At 72.4% G+C, this 17,282-nt stretch carries 14 protein-coding genes; 13 read left to right on the plus strand and 1 reads right to left on the minus strand.

Translation table 11 applies throughout. The features are described from left to right. Positions 1-273 precede the first annotated feature (273 nt). The 11 genes from AC4IHM_RS20510 to AC4IHM_RS20560 all read left to right on the plus strand — a co-directional run bounded on the left by AC4IHM_RS20510 (position 274) and on the right by AC4IHM_RS20560 (position 14,518). A complete protein-coding gene (locus AC4IHM_RS20510) occupies positions 274-1,446 on the plus strand; it encodes a hypothetical protein (protein WP_490868462.1) in 1,173 nt (390 codons plus the stop codon). After that, a complete protein-coding gene (locus tag AC4IHM_RS20515) occupies positions 1,446-3,641 on the plus strand; it encodes a bifunctional polysaccharide deacetylase/glycosyltransferase family 2 protein (RefSeq protein WP_490868463.1) in 2,196 nt (731 codons plus the stop codon). The genes AC4IHM_RS20510 and AC4IHM_RS20515 overlap by 1 nt, the downstream gene beginning before the upstream one ends. Continuing rightward, positions 3,638-4,966: an acyltransferase family protein gene (locus AC4IHM_RS20520; protein ID WP_490868464.1), complete on the plus strand. Its 1,329-nt coding sequence runs from the start codon at positions 3,638-3,640 to the stop codon at positions 4,964-4,966. Before AC4IHM_RS20515 ends, AC4IHM_RS20520 begins: the two co-directional genes overlap by 4 nt. An 82-nt stretch (positions 4,967-5,048) precedes the next feature. Further along, positions 5,049-5,957 (plus strand): hypothetical protein, encoded by a 909-nt coding sequence (locus AC4IHM_RS20525; RefSeq protein ID WP_490868465.1) that lies wholly within the window; start codon positions 5,049-5,051, stop codon positions 5,955-5,957. Positions 5,958-6,120: 163 nt separating this feature from the next. Then, positions 6,121-7,281 carry a uroporphyrinogen-III synthase gene (locus AC4IHM_RS20530; RefSeq protein ID WP_490868466.1) on the plus strand — a complete coding sequence of 387 codons (1,161 nt, stop codon included), beginning with the start codon at positions 6,121-6,123 and terminating at the stop codon, positions 7,279-7,281. Between the two features lie 177 nt (positions 7,282-7,458). Further along, a complete protein-coding gene (locus tag AC4IHM_RS20535) occupies positions 7,459-8,049 on the plus strand; it encodes a CGNR zinc finger domain-containing protein (protein ID WP_490868467.1) in 591 nt (196 codons plus the stop codon). A 247-nt stretch (positions 8,050-8,296) separates the two neighbouring features. Beyond that, complete coding sequence (locus AC4IHM_RS20540; protein ID WP_007450155.1) at positions 8,297-8,821, plus strand: sigma-70 family RNA polymerase sigma factor; 525 nt, start codon at positions 8,297-8,299, stop codon at positions 8,819-8,821. A gap of 59 nt (positions 8,822-8,880) precedes the next feature. Next, a complete protein-coding gene (locus tag AC4IHM_RS20545) occupies positions 8,881-9,657 on the plus strand; it encodes a zf-HC2 domain-containing protein (protein WP_490868468.1) in 777 nt (258 codons plus the stop codon). Between the two features lie 84 nt (positions 9,658-9,741). Continuing rightward, the gene (locus AC4IHM_RS20550) at positions 9,742-12,063 is read left to right on the plus strand and encodes a HelD family protein (RefSeq protein ID WP_490868469.1); all 2,322 of its coding nucleotides are present in this window, start codon (positions 9,742-9,744) and stop codon (positions 12,061-12,063) included. A gap of 405 nt (positions 12,064-12,468) precedes the next feature. Then, positions 12,469-13,884 carry an NAD-dependent malic enzyme gene (locus AC4IHM_RS20555; protein WP_490868470.1) on the plus strand — a complete coding sequence of 472 codons (1,416 nt, stop codon included), beginning with the start codon at positions 12,469-12,471 and terminating at the stop codon, positions 13,882-13,884. A 352-nt stretch (positions 13,885-14,236) separates the two neighbouring features. After that, complete coding sequence (locus tag AC4IHM_RS20560; protein WP_003950507.1) at positions 14,237-14,518, plus strand: HU family DNA-binding protein; 282 nt, start codon at positions 14,237-14,239, stop codon at positions 14,516-14,518. Positions 14,519-14,666: 148 nt separating this feature from the next. Here the strand turns inward: AC4IHM_RS20560 and murA are convergent, their stop codons facing one another. Next, on the minus strand, positions 14,667-16,013 hold the full coding sequence (gene murA / locus AC4IHM_RS20565) for a UDP-N-acetylglucosamine 1-carboxyvinyltransferase (RefSeq protein ID WP_490868471.1): 1,347 nt from the start codon (positions 16,011-16,013) through the stop codon (positions 14,667-14,669). 234 nt (positions 16,014-16,247) lie between these two features. Here murA and AC4IHM_RS20570 point away from each other — a divergent pair, with 234 nt between their 5' ends. Beyond that, positions 16,248-16,820, plus strand: a complete 573-nt coding sequence (locus AC4IHM_RS20570) for a YqgE/AlgH family protein (protein ID WP_490868472.1) — start codon at positions 16,248-16,250, stop codon at positions 16,818-16,820. A gap of 68 nt (positions 16,821-16,888) precedes the next feature. Then, a complete protein-coding gene (locus AC4IHM_RS20575) occupies positions 16,889-17,173 on the plus strand; it encodes a DUF3039 domain-containing protein (RefSeq protein ID WP_217142822.1) in 285 nt (94 codons plus the stop codon). Positions 17,174-17,282 lie beyond the last annotated feature (109 nt).

The following is a 17,282-nucleotide window of genomic DNA, read 5'->3' on the forward strand; positions in this document are numbered from 1 at the left end:
GGTGGACCCGCCGGGAGCGGGCCGGGATGGTTCGCAGACTCCGGCGCCGCCGCTCGCCCCGCCGGACAGGCCGGGGGAGCGCAGGCCCGTCACCCCGACGCCGGTGAGACGGAGATCCTCGGTTCCCGGGTACCGCGGGACCGTTCCGGCGGGCGCCCGGAGCCGGAGCGCGGCCGTGATCCGCTGGCTGAGGGCCGGATAACCTGGGGCGCGCCGAACCAGACCGGGGCGTACGCGACGGGTGTGAACCCGACGGGAATGAGCCCGCCCGGAATGAGCCCGACCGGCGTCAATCCGACTGGCTCCCGTCCGCCCGGATTCACCCCGCCCGGACCGAACCCGCCCGGACCGAACCCGCCCGGACCGAACCCGCCCGGACCGAACCCGCCCGGACCGAACCCGGCCGGGCCGAACCCGCACCGGGCCGCCCGGAACGGGGCGATCCCGCCCGGCGCGCACCCCGGCGACGGTGCCGGTGCCGCCGCGACCGGAACCGGCCGGGGCGGCAGCGCCCCGGACACCGACCGGACGGATGTCCTGCCCGCGGCCGACCCGGCCGCCGCCACCCGCATGCTCCCCGCACCCGGTGGCGCCACGGCCGCCCTCCGCGACCCCTGGCAGGAGACCCCGGGCGCGGACGGCGACGCCGACGGTCACACCCACGACCCGCACGAGGTGACGGTCCAGCTCGACGCCGTCCAGCTCGGCGACGGTGTGCTGCACCGGGCCGACAAGGGGCACCGCAGGAGCAGCGGCCCGGACGCCTCCGACGGCCCCGTCTTCGTCGACGAGTCCGGACGCCGCAGCCGCCTCTACCGCAGGCTCGGCATACTCGTCGGCGTCGCCTGCGCGATCTACGCCGTCGTCATCGTCTCCACGCTGCTGTCCGGCAACTCCGACGCGCCCTGGCTGCCCGTGCCGGGCCAGCAGGAGGGCAAGCCGGCCGGCCAGGTCGACACCACCCCGCTGCCCTCGAAGTCGGCGCAGCCCTCCGAGACCGGCAGCGCCACCCCGCAGACCAGCCCCTCGGCCGGCGCCGACGCGACGACGGCACCGGGGGCCGACGCGCCCGCGGCCGGCACCACCGGCGGATCCGGCACCACCGGACAGCCCGGTACGGGCACCGGCGCCGGGTCCTCGACGACCGGAACCGACCCGAAGCCGGGCGGCGGCGGCGCGACCAACCCGGGCCCGACGCAGTCGACGCAGGCACCGCCGCCCAGCAGCGCGGGCCCGTCGACCCCGGCCGGCGGCGGCGACACCCCGGTCGAGCCGACCGATCCGCCCGCCGACCCCACGGACGACGACCCGGGCGCGGGCGGTGCCGGCGTCAACGGCGCGAGCGACCCGTCCCCGGTCGCCGCCGGGGGCTCCGCCGCGCCCGTCTTCGCCGGTCCCGGCGGCACCTCCACGTCCACTTCCCTGTCCCCGGAGAACACCCTCTGATGGCATCCCGCACCCGCCGTCACGGGGCCGCGCGCGGCGCCCGTGAGGGTTCCCGCCGCCGCCTGCCCTTGCGCCTGCTGCTTCCCCTGCTCGTTCTGGTCGCCCTGGTGGCGATGCTCATGCTGCGCGGATACGTGCACAGCGAGATCCTCGCCGACCACCGCATCCAGAAGCCCGCCCCGACCACCCGGGTACCGGACAAGATCCTCGACGGCGGTCCGGTCATCAACGTCCGCGGCGGCCAGACCCAGAGTCTGCGGGTGCCCGACCACCGGCTGGTCCTGACCTTCGACGACGGCCCGGACCCGACCTGGACGCCCAAGGTGCTGGACGTGCTCAAGAAGCACGACGCGCACGCGGTCTTCTTCGTCACCGGCACGATGGCCTCCCGCTACCCGGACCTCGTCAAGCGCATGGTCGACGAGGGCCACGAGGTGGGCCTGCACACCTTCAACCACCCCGACCTCGCCTACCAGTCCAAGAAGCGCATCGACTGGGAGCTGTCGCAGAACCAGTTGGCGATCACCGGCGCGGCCGGCGTCCGCACCTCGCTCTTCCGCCCGCCGTACTCGTCCTTCGCCGACGCCATGGACAACAAGTCCTGGCCGGTCACCAAGTACATAGGCAGCCGCGGCTACATCACCGTCGTCAACAACACCGACAGCGAGGACTGGAAGCGGCCCGGCGTCCACGAGATCATCCGCCGTGCCACGCCCCGGCACGGCAAGGGCGCCATCGTCCTGATGCACGACTCGGGCGGCGACCGCAGCCAGACCGTGCGGGCCCTGGACAAGTTCCTGCCCGGCCTCAAGGACAAGGGCTACGAGTTCGACAACCTCACCGAGGCCCTGGACGCGCCCAGCGCCATGACCCCGGTGACCGGCGCCGAACTGTGGAAGGGCAGGGCCTGGGTCTTCCTGGTCCAGGCCTCGGAGAAGATCACCGACGGCCTCGTGGTCGGCCTGGCGATCATCGGCACGCTGGTCATCAGCCGCTTCGTGCTGATGCTGCTGCTCTCCGCCGTCCACGCCCGCCGGGTCCGCCGCAGACGCTTCCGCTGGGGGCCGGCGATCACCGAACCGGTGACGGTGCTGGTCCCGGCGTACAACGAGGCCAAGTGCATCGAGAACACGGTCCGCTCCCTGATGGAGAGCGACCACCCGATCGAGGTCATCGTCATCGACGACGGTTCGAGCGACGGCACCGCCCGGATCGTGGAGGCGATGGGCCTGCCCAACGTCCGGGTGATCCGCCAGCTCAACGCGGGCAAGCCGGCCGCGCTCAACCGCGGACTGGCCAACGCCAGTCACGACATCATCGTGATGATGGACGGCGACACCGTCTTCGAGCCGTCCACCGTCCGCGAACTCGTCCAGCCCTTCGGCGACCAACGGGTGGGCGCCGTGGCCGGCAACGCGAAGGTCGGCAACAGGGACAGCCTCATCGGCGCCTGGCAGCACATCGAGTACGTGATGGGCTTCAACCTGGACCGCCGGATGTACAACGTCCTCGGCTGCATGCCGACCATCCCCGGTGCCGTCGGCGCCTTCCGCCGCTCCGCCCTGGAGCCCATCGGCGGCATGAGCGACGACACCCTCGCCGAGGACACCAACGTCACCATGGCGCTGCACCGGGCCGGCTGGCGCGTGGTCTACGCCGAGAACGCCCGCGCCTGGACCGAGGCGCCCGAGACGGTCCAGCAGCTGTGGTCCCAGCGCTACCGCTGGTCGTACGGCACGATGCAGGCCATCTGGAAGCACCGCCGCGCGGTGATCGAGAAGGGCCCCTCGGGCCGCTTCGGCCGCGTGGGCCTGCCCTTCGTCTCCCTGTTCATGGTCCTGGCCCCGCTGCTGGCCCCGCTGATCAACGTCTTCCTGCTCTACGGCATCGTCTTCGGCCCGACCCAGAAGACCATCGTGGCGTGGCTGGGCGTCCTGGCCATCCAGGCGGTCTGCGCGGCGTACGCCTTCCGGCTCGACCGCGAACGCATGACCCACCTGATCTCGCTGCCGTTGCAGCAGATCCTCTACCGCCAGCTCATGTACGTGGTGCTGCTCCAGTCCTGGATCACCGCGCTCACCGGCGGCCGGCTGCGCTGGCAGAAGCTGCGGCGCACCGGCGTAGTGGAGGCACCCGGCGGCTCCGTGCCGGCCCAGCGTGCCAAGAGCGGCGACGATCGGAGGCCCGTGGCATGACCCACGGATACACGACAGGCGCGGGTAGGGACCCGGAGCCGGCCGGCCCCTACGGAACCCCGTACACGGGCCCCCCGAACGCGTCCGCGGGAGTGCCGTACGCCGTCCCGCGGCAGCGTGTGACGGAGCCCGCGCCCGAGCCCGCCGCCCCGGCCGCGAAGAAGCCGGGCCGCGACCGGTACCTGGACCTGCTGCGCTCCATCGCGCTGGTCCGCGTCGTGGTGTACCACCTCTTCGGCTGGGCCTGGCTGACGGTGCTGTTCCCGTCGATGGGCGTGATGTTCGCGCTGGCGGGCTCGTTGATGGCGCGTTCGCTGAAGCGTCCGGCGATGGGCGTGATCCGCAGCCGGATCCGCCGGCTCCTGCCGCCCCTGTGGGCCTTCTCGGCGGTGGCGCTGGGGCTGCTGTTCGCGGGTGGCTGGAGCCCGTCGGGCGACCCGGACCAGGGCGGCACCTGGGGCCTGGTCAAGGTGATCAACTACATCGTCCCGATCGGGGCCCCGGCCTACCCCCTGGAGGCCGGAGCGCCGCTGGGCTGGCTGGAGAGTTCCTGGGCGGAGCAGGCGGTGGGGCCGCTGTGGTACCTGCGCGCCTACCTGTGGTTCGTCGTCGCCTCCCCGCTGCTGCTGTGGGCGTTCCGCCGGGCCCCCTGGCCGACGCTGCTCGCGCCGCTCGGCCTGACGGCGGTCGTGGGCACCGGCCTGGTGACCATCCCCGGTGAGACGGGCAACGCGGTCACCGACTTCGCGGTCTACGGCGGCTGCTGGGTCCTGGGCTTCGCCCACCACGACGGCATGCTCAAGCAGATCCCGAGGTACGTCTCCGTCTCCTGCGCCTTCCTGGTGATGGCCTTCGGCCTGTGGTGGGCCTCGCGCCATCTGGGCTCCGCGGGCTGGGACCTGAACGACATCCCGCTGGCCCAGGCCGCCTGGTCGTTCGGCTTCGTCGTGATCCTGCTCCAGTACTCCCCGTCCTGGCAGGAGCTTCCCGGGCGCCTGGCGAGGTGGGACAAGCTGGTGACCCTCTCCAACAACCGCGCGGTCACCATCTACCTGTGGCACAACATGCTGATCATGGCGACGGTCCCGCTCGTCGACCTGCTGTACCGGATCCCGTTCATGCAGAGCGAGCGGGGGATGAGCGCCATCGACAGCACGTATACGATCTGGATGTTCGCCCTGGTCTGGCCGCTGATCGGGCTTGCGGTGCTCGCCGTCGGCTGGATCGAGGACCTCGCGGCGAAGCGGAGACCGCGGCTGTGGCCGAACGGCACACAGCGCTCCGGCGGCAGGTCGTCCGGGGCGAGGGCCGCACACCGGGGCTGACGGGTGTCACCCCCGCGTGCGAGACTGCCCCGGTTGCGGAAGTGAACAGGGCGGCGTGAGCCGGTCGGGGGGAGCGGGCGGAATGAGCAGACGGCAGACGCAGAAGTTGCTGCGGTTGATGGCGAGCGGGGAGCCGATCGAGTTCACCAGCCCGATGGCGTCCGTGAAGAAGCTCGCCAGACTCGCCTTCGTCGCCCAGCAGTTCGGGTATGAGTACGCGGACGTGCGACAGGGCGGCGGGAGCAACGGCGCGCTCACGATGCTGCTCGTCCCCGACCCCGGCCCGCAGGCCCGGACCCGCGCCGCGCAGAACTGGGCGCAGTACCCGAACGCCGGGGACGGGGTGTCGGTGCCGCCGCTCGTGCCGGACGCCTTCGAACTGCTCAAGGCGCGGATCAACTTCGACCTCACCGGCCGGAGCGCCGAGAAGCGGATGGGGTACGGCGCGCTCGGCGTCACCGTCGGCTGCGTGGTCCTCGCCTTCCGCGCGGGCGGCTCGCCCGACGACTTCGGACTGGCCGCGATCATCTGGCTGTTCCTCCTGGCGGTCCTGGGCGTCGGCTTCCTCGTCACCCGCAAGCGCAACGCCAGGTTCGCGGCCAGGCTGCGGGCCGCCGGGTTCGTGCCGGTGGCCGACGAGACGGGCCGGGTGCGGTACCTGGCGCCGGGGGCGCGGCTCCCGGGGCACGCAAACCCCTTCGGGGGCGTCGGCGGGCCCGTGGCCGGGGAAGCGCCGTACGGCTGTCCGCAGGCGCCCGCCGCCCCCGCGGCACCCGGCGGTCACGGGCAGCCCGCACCGGGCCCGTACGCCCCCCAGCAGCCCCAGCAGCCGTACCCGGCTCAGCCGGCCTACGGGCAGCCGCAGCAGCCGCCGTACGCGCAGCCGCAGCCGTACCCGTCGTACGGCCCGCCCCAGCCGCAGCAGCCCTACCCGCCGCGGCCTCACCCCCAGCAGAACCCCCACGGGCAGCCCCAGCCCCCGCAGGGCTGAGCGGTATACCTTCGCCTCCCGGCCGGGGGCGCCGGGCGGCTCGCTGGCGTGGGGGCGTAACACTGGTGACATGAGGCGGAACCGAGCCCGTCACGCGCCGTTGACAGGCTCGGCCGGCGCGTGTGCACGCACGCGGGTGTGAACGATCGGAGCGCGGCGAGCGATGGACGACGTGGACGACGGACAGCGGCCACCCGGTCACGGACCCCTGGCCGGGTTCACCGTGGGCGTGACCGCGGCCCGCCGGGCCGACGAACTGGGCGCGCTGCTCCAGCGGCGCGGAGCCGTCGTCCTGCACGCGCCGGCGCTGCGCATCGTGCCGCTCGCCGACGACAGCGAGCTGCTGGCCGCGACCGGGCAGCTCGTCGACCGGCCGCCGGACGTCGTCGTCGCCACCACCGCCGTCGGGTTCCGCGGATGGCTGGAGGCCGCCGACGGCTGGGGCCTCGGCGCGGCCCTGCTGGAGCGGCTGGGCGCGGCGGAGCTGCTGACGCGCGGTCCCAAGGTCAAGGGCGCGGTCCGGGCCGCGGGTCTGAAGGAGCGGTGGTCGCCGGAGTCCGAGTCCATGGCCGAGGTGCTGGACCGGCTCCTGGAGGAGGGCGTCGAGGGCCGCCGGATCGCCGTACAGCTGCACGGTGAGCCGCTGCCGGGGTTCATGGAGGCGCTGCGGGCGGGCGGCGGCGAGGCCGTCGGCGTGCCCGTGTACCGGTGGCTGCCGCCCGAGGACATCGGCCCCGTGGACCGGATGCTGGACGTCACGCTGTCGGGTGGCCTGGACGCCGTGACCTTCACCAGCGCGCCCGCCGCCGCGTCCCTGCTGCGCCGTGCCGAGGAGCGCGGTCTGCTGCCCGAGCTGCTCGCCGCGTTCGGCCGCGACGTGCTGCCGGCCTGTGTCGGTCCGGTCACCGCGGCGGCGCTGCGGACACACGGCGTCGAGACGGTCCATCCCGAACGCTTCCGGCTCGGCCCCCTGGTCCAGTTGGTGTGCCGGGAACTCCCGGCCCGCGCCCGGGTCCTGCCGGTCGCCGGGCGCCGGCTGGAGATCCGCGGGCACGCGGTGCTCGTCGACGGGGAGTTGAGGGCCGTGCCGCCGGCCGGCATGTCCCTGCTGCGTGCCCTGTCCCGGCGGCCGGGCTGGGTCGTGCCCCGCGCGGAACTCCTGCGCGCCCTGCCGGGCACCGGCCGCGACGAACACGCCGTGGAGACGGCGATGGCCCGCCTGCGCGCGTCCCTCGGCGCCCCGAAGCTGATCCAGACGGTCGTCAAACGCGGCTACCGCCTGGCCCTGGACCCGGCGGCGGACGCCACCCGAGCGGACCGGTGAACGCGCCGGCACCGCCCGCCGCCGCCCCCGCGCGCGGGCGCACACACGAGCGTCCACGCGGGAGTGGTACGAGGGGTTCCGGGCGCGGACGGGGGCAGGCACTGTAGGAGGAGCGGTCCACCTGCTCCCCTTTCCAGCCCGCACCTCGCCGGGCCATCCCTAGGCGGTGACAGGAACATGGCACTGGGCACGGCCACCGACCCGTACGAGCTGCGGTTCGACACCGGGCGGATCTGTCTGGACCTCGTCGCCACCACCCACCCCGTGGAACGCCTCGGTTCGGTGGAGGTGCTGCGCGCCTGGATCACCGGCGCCGGACTCGTCCCGGCCGGCACCCCGCTGGCCCACGCCGACGCCGCCTGGCTCACCGGCTTCCGTGAACTGCGCCGCGAGACCGCGAGGTTGGTGCGCGGCCGGCCGGCGCCCGGTACCCGCCCGCACGACCTCGCGCTCGCCCGCGTCAACGGCCTCGCCCTCGCCGCGCCCCCGGCCCCGCGCGCGGTGCGCGGCGAGGACGGCTCGCTGGTACGGGAGTTGACCGGCCCTCCGGAGTGTGCGGCGCTGCTCGGCGCCCTCGCCCGGGACGCCGTGGAGCTGCTCACCGACCCCGTCGCGCGGGCGAGCCTGCGGCAGTGCGAGGGCGACAACTGCCCCATCGTGTACGTGGACACGTCCCGCGGGCGCCGCCGGCGCTGGTGCTCGAGCGAGATCTGCGGGAACCGCGAACGCGTCGCCAGGCACCGCCGCCGCGCCGCCCTCGCCCGGTGACCCGTAGGGTGTCGACCATCCTCATCGGTGTGACAGAAATGTGAAGAGAAAGGGGCGGTTATGTGCCCCCGTGTCCCCCTTGCCGCGCCACCGCCGAGAAAACTGTCATCTCGCTTTGAACACGCCGCACTTCGCGTCCGTACCGAATGGGCGAGCGACCGACTGGGGGAACCCCCGGACATCGGAGGTGGGCGTGCGCAAGGATTCCGTCGTGGCCAATGAGCAAGGTGCCAGGGCCCGACATCGCATGTCTCAGTCGTCCTCGGAACCCGACGAGGAGCTGATGCGCGCGCTCTACCGCGAGCACGCCGGCCCCTTGCTGGCCTATGTGCTGCGGCTGGTCGCGGGGGACCGCCAGCGCGCCGAGGACGTCGTCCAGGAAACGCTCATCCGTGCCTGGAAGAACGCCGGTCAGCTCAATCGAGCGACCGGATCGGTACGCCCCTGGCTGGTGACGGTCGCCCGGCGCATCGTCATCGACGGCCACCGCAGCCGGCAGGCCCGGCCGCAGGAGGTCGATCCGTCGCCGCTGGAGGTCATCCCCGCGGAGGACGAGATCGACAAGGCGCTGTGGCTGATGACGCTGTCGGACGCGCTCGACGACCTGACCCCGGCTCACCGGGAGGTCCTCGTCGAGACGTACTTCAAGGGGCGTACCGTCAATGAGGCGGCGCAGACACTGGGCATACCCAGCGGCACCGTTCGCTCCCGGGTGTTCTACGCCCTGCGTTCGATGAAGCTGGCACTGGAGGAGCGGGGGGTGACTGCGTGATGAGCGGGTACGGGGGACTTCGGGGATTCAACGCGGGTGATTCGGGTAGGTCTGCCCCCATGCAGGGATCACCGGCGCCGAACGAACACGAGACCGTCGGCGCCTACGCCCTCGGCATTCTCGACGACACGGAAGCGACCGCTTTCGAGGCCCACCTCGCCACCTGCGAGTGGTGCGCCCAGCAGCTCGACGAGCTGGCCGGCATGGAGCCCATGATGGCCGCCCTCGCGGACCTGCCGGGCACCGGCACGCCCGCGATCGCCGAGTCGCTGACCGCGAAGCCCTCCGCGCGGCTCGCGGAGAAGCTCGTCGACGAGGTCGCCGAGCGCCGCGCGGGCAAGCGGCGCCGCAACTTCTACCTGGTGGGCACCGCGGCGGCACTGATCATCGGCGGCCCGTTCGCCGCCGTGGCGACCACGGGCGGCGGTGACGACACCGGCGGACGCAAGACCGAGGCGTCCCAGTCGGTCGCCACGCCCGCCGAGTCCGCCTTCGCCGCCATGCCCGACCGGGTCACGGCCACCGACCCGGCCACCGAGGTCAGCGCGACCGTGGCGCTGGAGAAGAAGGCCTGGGGCACCGACGCGGTGCTGGAACTGAAGAACGTCAAGGGGCCCGAGAAGTGCTCCCTGATCGCCGTCGGCAAGAACGGCGAACGGGAGACGCTCACCTCCTGGACGGTCCCCGACTGGGGCTACGGCATCCCGGACGCCACCACCGACAAGGCCAAGAAGCCGCTGTACGTGCACGGCGGCGCCGCCTTCGAGCCCAACCAGATCGACCACTTCGAGGTCATGACCTTCGACGGCAAGCGGCTGGTCGAGGTGGACGCGTAGGCCGCCGGGCCGGACCGGCCGTAGCCTTACCGGGTCCCCTTCGCGTACCTTTGACGGCTGCCCAGCACGTCAGAAGGGGGCCCGGTGGCCGCACAGGCTCAACAGGACTCAGCGGTCGACTCGGTTCACGGCGCGGCGGCGCGAGCCGTACCCGATTCCGTACGGGACCGAGAGATCAGCGTGGAACAGACACACCTGGACCGGGTGTACCGCCGGCTGGAAGAGAAGATCCACGAGGCCGAGTTCCTCATGCACGACGCCGCTCAGCGCGGCCACGTCGGCACACCCGGCGCGCTGGCCGAGCGCGACGCGCAGGTCTTCCGGGCCGGCATCCACCTCAACCGCCTGAACAACGAGTTCGAGGACTTCCTGTTCGGCCGGGTCGACCTGCTTCTCGGCAAGGACGGCAAGAAGGGCCCGGACGGCGCGTACACGGCGGTGGAGCCCGCCGAGGGCGCCCTGCGGCCCGACAACACCGCCGACATCGCCGAGACCCTGCACATCGGCCGCATCGGCGTCCTGGACGAGGAGTACGCCCCGCTGGTCATCGACTGGCGGGCGCCCGCCGCGGCCCCCTTCTACCGGTCCACGCCGGTCGACCCGGGCCGGGTCGTGCGCCGCCGGGTGATCCGCTCCAAGGGACGGCGCGTCCTCGGGGTCGAGGACGACCTCATGCGGCCCGAGGTCAAGGCCCGCCTGGACGGCGAGGAACTGGCCGTCGTCGGCGACGGCGCCCTGATGGCCGCCCTCGGCCAGGCCCGCACCCACACGATGCGCGACATCGTCTCCTCCATCCAGGCCGAGCAGGACCGGGTGATCCGCGCCCCCGCCGCCTCCGTGACCCAGGTCGAGGGCGGCCCCGGCACCGGCAAGACCGCCGTCGCCCTGCACCGGGCGGCGTACCTGCTCTACCAGGACCGGCGCCGCTACGCGGGCGGCATCCTGATCGTCTCGCCGACCCCGCTGCTGGTGGCGTACACCGAGGGCGTGCTGCCCTCCCTCGGCGAGGAGGGGCAGGTCGCCATCCGCGCCATCGGCTCACTCGTCGACGGCGCCGAGGCCACGCTGTACGACTCCCCGGCCACCGCCCGTGCCAAGGGCTCCTCCCGCATGCTCAGGGTGCTGCGCAGGGCCGCGCGCGGAGCCCTGGAGCCGGGCGGTTCGCCGACGAGGCTGCGGGTCGTCGCCTTCGGCCGCCGCCTCGAACTGGAGGCCGAGGAGCTGGCCGACATCCGCCGCACCGCCCTCGGCGGCACCGCGCCCGTCAACCTGCTGCGCCCCCGCGCGCGCCGGCTGCTCCTGGACGCCCTGTGGCGCAGGTCGGGCGCCGCCGCCCGGCACACCGACCCCGAGCTGGCCGCCGAGCTGCGCTCCTCCTTCGACGAGGACGTGAGCCTGGAGGACTCCTTCATCGACTTCCTCGACGCCTGGTGGCCGGAGCTGACGCCGGGCGCGGTGCTGGCGGCGATGGCGGACGAGCGGCGCCTCGGCCGCTGGGCCCGGCGCGTCCTGAACCCGGGCGAGGTGCGCAAGGTGGCCCGTTCGCTGCGGCGCGAGGGCCACTCCGCGCACGACATCGCCCTGCTGGACGAACTCCAGGCGGTCGTCGGCACCCCGGCCCGCCCCCGCAAGCGCCGCGAGCAGGACCCGCTGGACCAGCTCACCGGTCTTGAGGAGCTGATGCCGCAGCGCGAGGAGACCCAGCGCGAGCGCGCCGAGCGGCTGGCGCAGGAACGCACCGAGTACGCGCACGTCATCGTCGACGAGGCCCAGGACCTCACCCCCATGCAGTGGCGGATGGTGGGCCGCCGCGGCCGGCACGCCACGTGGACCGTCGTCGGCGACCCGGCCCAGTCCTCCTGGTCCGACCCCGACGAGGCGGCGGCCGCCCGGGACGAGGCCCTCGGCACCCGTCCGCGGCGCCGCTTCGAACTGACCGTCAACTACCGCAACCCGGCGGAGATCGCGGAGCTGGCGGCCAGGGTGCTCGCCCTCGCCATGCCGGGCTCCCGGTCGCCGAGGGCGGTGCGCTCGACGGGCGTGGAACCGCGTTTCGCGGTCGTGCGCGACTCCCTCGGCGCGACCGTCGGGGCGGAGGCGGCCCGGCTGCTGGACCTCGTGGACGGCACCGTCGGCGTCGTGGTCGCCATGAACCGCCGCGAGGAGGCCCGGCGCTGGCTGGCCGGGCTCGGCGACCGGGTGGTGGCGCTGGGCAGCCTGGAGGCGAAGGGCCTGGAGTACGACGCCACGGTCGTCGTCTCGCCGGCCGAGATCGCCGACGAGTCGCCCGCCGGGCTGCGCGTGCTGTACGTCGCCCTGACCCGGGCCACCCAGCAGTTGACGGTCGTCTCCGCGGAGCGGGACGAGCCGGACGCCGCGGGGGTGCCGGACCTGCTCCGCGACTGAGACCGAGGCCGCCGGCGCGGCCGAGGAGGGCACGCACGCGCAAGGCCCGCGCCGTCACACGGCGCGGGCCCCACGTCTTCACATCTTCGGCACTGCTTCGTTCAAGTGGCACCGGCCCGCCATGCTCGCCTCGCGGCAAGTGGTCGCTCGTAGCGACGATGGTTGGGCCCGGGGGCTTGGATCGAGCCGGTGCCACATCCAAGGTAACAAACGATCCTCGCAAGACAATTCCCGTCCCACGGGTTCTTTCGCCGAGAGACCAGTTCTCGTATGGTGGAAGTCATTTTCCGAAAGTGTGCATGAACTCAACGTTCGCAATCGGGGGCGACTACCACGTACTCGCTGGTAGGTGCGACGATCGGACGGCACGACACAGTTACACGGTGAAAGCAGAGGAAGTCGGCCATGGCAACGGCGCCCAGCGTCTCCTACTCGATGACGGTCCGACTGGAGGTGCCCGCGGGCGGGACCGCGGTCTCGCAGCTCACCACCGCGGTGGAGTCCGCCGGAGGATCGGTCACCGGCCTCGACGTCACGGCCTCCGGCCACGACAAGCTCCGTATCGACGTCACCATCGCGGCCGGCTCGACCTCGCACGCCGAGGAGATCGTCGAGCAACTGCGCGGCATCGAGGGCGTCAGCCTGGGCAAGGTCTCCGACCGTACCTTCCTCATGCACCTCGGCGGCAAGATCGAGATGCAGTCCAAGCACCCCATCCGCAACCGTGACGACCTCTCCATGGTCTACACGCCGGGTGTGGCCCGGGTCTGCATGGCGATCGCCGAGAACCCCGAGGACGCCCGCCGCCTCACCATCAAGCGGAACTCCGTTGCGGTCGTGACGGACGGCTCCGCGGTGCTGGGCCTCGGCAACATCGGCCCGAAGGCCGCGCTGCCGGTGATGGAGGGCAAGGCGGCCCTGTTCAAGCGTTTCGCCGGCATCGACGCCTGGCCGATCTGCCTCGACACCCAGGACACCGACGCGATCGTGGAGATCGTCAAGGCCATCGCCCCGGGCTTCGCCGGCATCAACCTCGAGGACATCTCCGCCCCCCGCTGCTTCGAGATCGAGGCCCGGCTGCGCGAGGCCCTCGACATCCCCGTCTTCCACGACGACCAGCACGGCACCGCCATCGTCGTCCTGGCCGCCCTGACCAACGCCCTGCGCGTCGTCGGCAAGGGCATCGACGACGTACGGGTCGTGATGTCCGGCGCCGGCGCCGCCGGTACGGCCATCCTCAAGCTGCTGCTGGCCGCGGGGGTGAAGAACGCCGTCGTCGCCGACATCCACGGCGTCGTGCACGCCGGCCGCGCCGACCTGGTCGACGCCGCGCCCGGTTCGGCCCTGCGCTGGATCGCCGACAACACCAACCCCGAGAACCTCACGGGCACTCTCAAGGAGGCCGTGCACGGCGCCGACGTCTTCATCGGCGTCTCCGCGCCCAACGTCCTCGACGGCGAGGACGTGGCCGCGATGGCCGAGGGCGCGATCGTGTTCGCGCTCGCGAACCCGGACCCCGAGGTCGATCCGGCGGTCGCCCGCCGGACGGCGGCGGTCGTGGCCACGGGACGCTCGGACTTCCCGAACCAGATCAACAACGTGCTCGTCTTCCCGGGCGTGTTCCGCGGTCTGCTGGACGCCCAGTCCCGCACGGTCAACACCGAGATGATGCTGGCCGCCGCGCACGCCCTCGCCGACGTGGTGACCGAGGACGAGATCAACCCGAACTACATCATTCCGAGCGTCTTCAACGACAAGGTCGCCGGTGCCGTCGCGGGCGCCGTACGGGACGCGGCGAAGGCCGCCGGAGTGGTGGCGTAGGTTCCCCCGGCGGGGGAGGGCGGCCTGCGGCGTGGTGGTGAGGATCACCACGGCGGGCCGCCGCACCGGCGCGTCGCGGGACGGCGCACCTTGTGTCGCCCTCTAGTGTGGCGCAAGGCTCAGGCCCTCTCTTCGTGTGACTCCCAAGGGGGTTCTCACGACTCCTGGGGGTGCCGGATTGGCTTTACCGCCGCAGGTGGAGGCAGGATGCCTCCCTGGGCGCGAGGGTCTGACGACCGACCCGGGTCCGGGGAGTGTCCGAGGACCCTGGCAGCATCGGCATCGCTGTGCCCAACATGCGGCTCCGCCGCGTGGCACGCCTCAACGGCAAGAAGAACACGGGAGTAACAACATGAACCGCAGTGAGCTGGTGGCCGCGCTGGCCGACCGCGCCGAGGTGACCCGCAAGGACGCCGACGCCGTTCTGGCCGCGTTCGCCGAGGTTGTCGGCGACATCGTCTCCAAGGGTGACGAGAAGGTCACCATCCCCGGCTTCCTGACCTTCGAGCGCACCCACCGGGCCGCTCGCACCGCCCGCAACCCGCAGACCGGCGAGCCGATCCAGATTCCGGCCGGCTACAGCGTCAAGGTCTCCGCGGGCTCCAAGCTCAAGGAAGCCGCCAAGGGCAAGTAAGCGCTCCGCTTCGAGCGCAGGGTGACTGCGGGCCGTATGTGGCCGGTCGCGCAGTTCCCCGCGCCCTTTGCAGAGGCGCTTGAGCCAACGCCGATGGGGCGGTCACCCGGGTCCGGGTGACCGCCCCATCGGCGTATCGGGGCGGCTGTCAGCCCAGCGCCTTGCCCGGGAGTTCGACCTTCGCGCCCAGCTCGACCAGCTTGTCCATGAAGTTCTCGTAGCCCCGGTTGATCAGGTCGATGCCGTGGACCCGGGAGGTGCCCTGGGCCGCGAGGGCGGCGATGAGGTACGAGAAGCCGCCGCGCAGGTCGGGGATGACCAGGTCGGCGCCCTCCAGCTTGGTCGGGCCCGACACGACGGCCGAGTGCAGGAAGTTGCGCTGGCCGAAGCGGCAGTGGGAGCCGCCGAGGCACTCCCGGTAGAGCTGGATGTGGGCGCCCATCTGGTTGAGCGCGGAGGTGAAGCCGAGCCGGGACTCGTAGACCGTCTCGTGGACGATGGACAGGCCCGTGGCCTGCGTCAGGGCGACCACCAGGGGCTGCTGCCAGTCCGTCTGGAAGCCCGGGTGCACGTCCGTCTCCAGGGCGATGGACTTCAGCCGGCCGCCCGGGTGCCAGAAGCGGATGCCCTCGTCGTCGATCTCGAAGGCGCCGCCCACCTTCCGGAAGGTGTTCAGGAAGGTCATCATCGAGCGCTGCTGGGCGCCCCGGACATAGACGTTCCCCTCGGTCGCCAGCGCCGCCGAGGCCCACGAGGCGGCCTCCAGGCGGTCCGAGAGGGCGCGGTGGGTGTAGCCGCCCAGCTCGTCCACACCGGTGACGCGGATCGTGCGGTCGGTGTCCATCGCGATGATCGCGCCCATTTTCTGCAGGACGCAGATCAGGTCCTCGATCTCCGGCTCCACGGCCGCGTTGGACAGCTCCGTGACGCCCTCGGCGAGCACGGCCGTCAGCAGCACCTGCTCGGTCGCGCCGACCGAGGGATACGGCAGGTTGATCTTCGTACCGCGCAGCCGCTGCGGGGCCTCCAGATACTGGCCGTCCGCCCGCTTCTCGATCTTCGCGCCGAACTGCCGCAGCACGTCGAAGTGGAAGTCGATGGGCCGGCCGCCGATGTCGCAGCCGCCCAGACCGGGGATGAAGGCGTGCCCGAGGCGGTGCAGCAGCGGGCCGCAGAACAGGATCGGGATGCGCGACGAGCCCGCGTGGGCATCGATGTCGGCGACGTTCGCGCTCTCCACATGGGTCGGGTCGAGCACCAGCTCACCGGGCTCCTCACCCGGACGGACGGTCACCCCGTGCAGTTGCAGCAGTCCGCGTACGACCCGCACGTCGCGGATGTCCGGCACATTGCGCAGCCGGCTCGGCGCACTGCCCAGCAGGGCGGCCACCATGGCCTTGGGCACGAGGTTCTTCGCACCGCGGACCCGCAGTTCGCCCTCCAGCGGGGTTCCGCCGTGGACTAGCAGTACGTCATCAGTGCCGTTGACGGTCATGGATCTCGCGTTCCGTGGGGTCGGGAAGGGGGCCGGAAGGGAAAGGGTAGTCGCCTTGTACCCCCCTTCACTAAGCCTGTGCACGGTCCGGCGACGTCATGGATTCGTCACAACACGCGGTGTTCACCGGCGCGTACGGGGGGTCACGGCCGCGGGGCGTGCGCGGGCCGTGCGTTCGCCCGCGCGCCCCGATTGCCTCCCCAAGGGAGGGGAACATGCGGGATCATGTCAGGCATGACCGAGGTGTCCTCGCTCACGGGGCGGCTGCTCGTGGCAACCCCCGCCCTGGCGGACCCGAACTTCGAGCGTGCGGTGGTGCTCCTCCTCGACCACGACGAGGAGGGTTCCCTCGGTGTGGTCCTCAACCGTCCCACGCCGGTCGACGTGGGCGACATCCTGGAGGACTGGGCGGACCTGGCGGGCGAACCGGGCGTCGTCTTCCAGGGCGGACCCGTCTCGCTCGACTCGGCCCTCGGGGTCGCCGTCGTCCCCGGCGGCGCGTCGGGGGAGCGGGCGCCGCTGGGCTGGCGCCGGGTGCACGGCGCCATCGGGCTGGTCGACCTGGAGGCGCCGCCCGAGCTGCTGGCGCCCGCCGTCGGGGCGCTGCGGATCTTCGCCGGATACGCCGGATGGGGCCCCGGCCAGCTGGAGTCCGAGCTGACGGAGGGCGCCTGGTACGTGGTCGAGTCCGAACCCGGCGACGTCTCCTCGCCCTGGCCCGAGAGACTCTGGCGCGAGGTCCTGCGCCGCCAGCGCAACGATCTGGCGATGGTGGCGACGTACCCGGACGATCCCTCGCTCAACTGATCCGCCGCCCGGCACCTCACCCGGTCCGTGTGAGGTTCGATACCCCGGCTTTCAGTACCCTGGCATGCATGAGCACTCTCGAGCCCGAGCGCGGGACTGGTACGGGGACCCTCGTAGAGCCGACGCCGCAGGTGTCCCACGGCGACGGCGACCACGAGCGCTTCGCCCATTACGTCCAGAAGGACAAGATCATGGCGAGCGCCCTCGACGGCACGCCCGTCGTGGCGCTGTGCGGCAAGGTCTGGGTACCGGGCCGCGATCCGAAGAAGTACCCGGTCTGCCCCATGTGCAAGGAGATCTACGAGTCGATGAGCGGCGGCGGCGACGAGGGCAAGGGCGGCGACAAGAAGTAGCGGCTCTTCCCGCCCGAGGTCCCGGGGCCCCCGGAGTGTGCCCGCGCGCGCTCCGGGGGTCTTCGTGCGTCACGAACTGGTTGAGACCTCTTGTGGACATGTTCATGTA

Source organism: Streptomyces sp. SL06, from assembly GCF_058244745.1.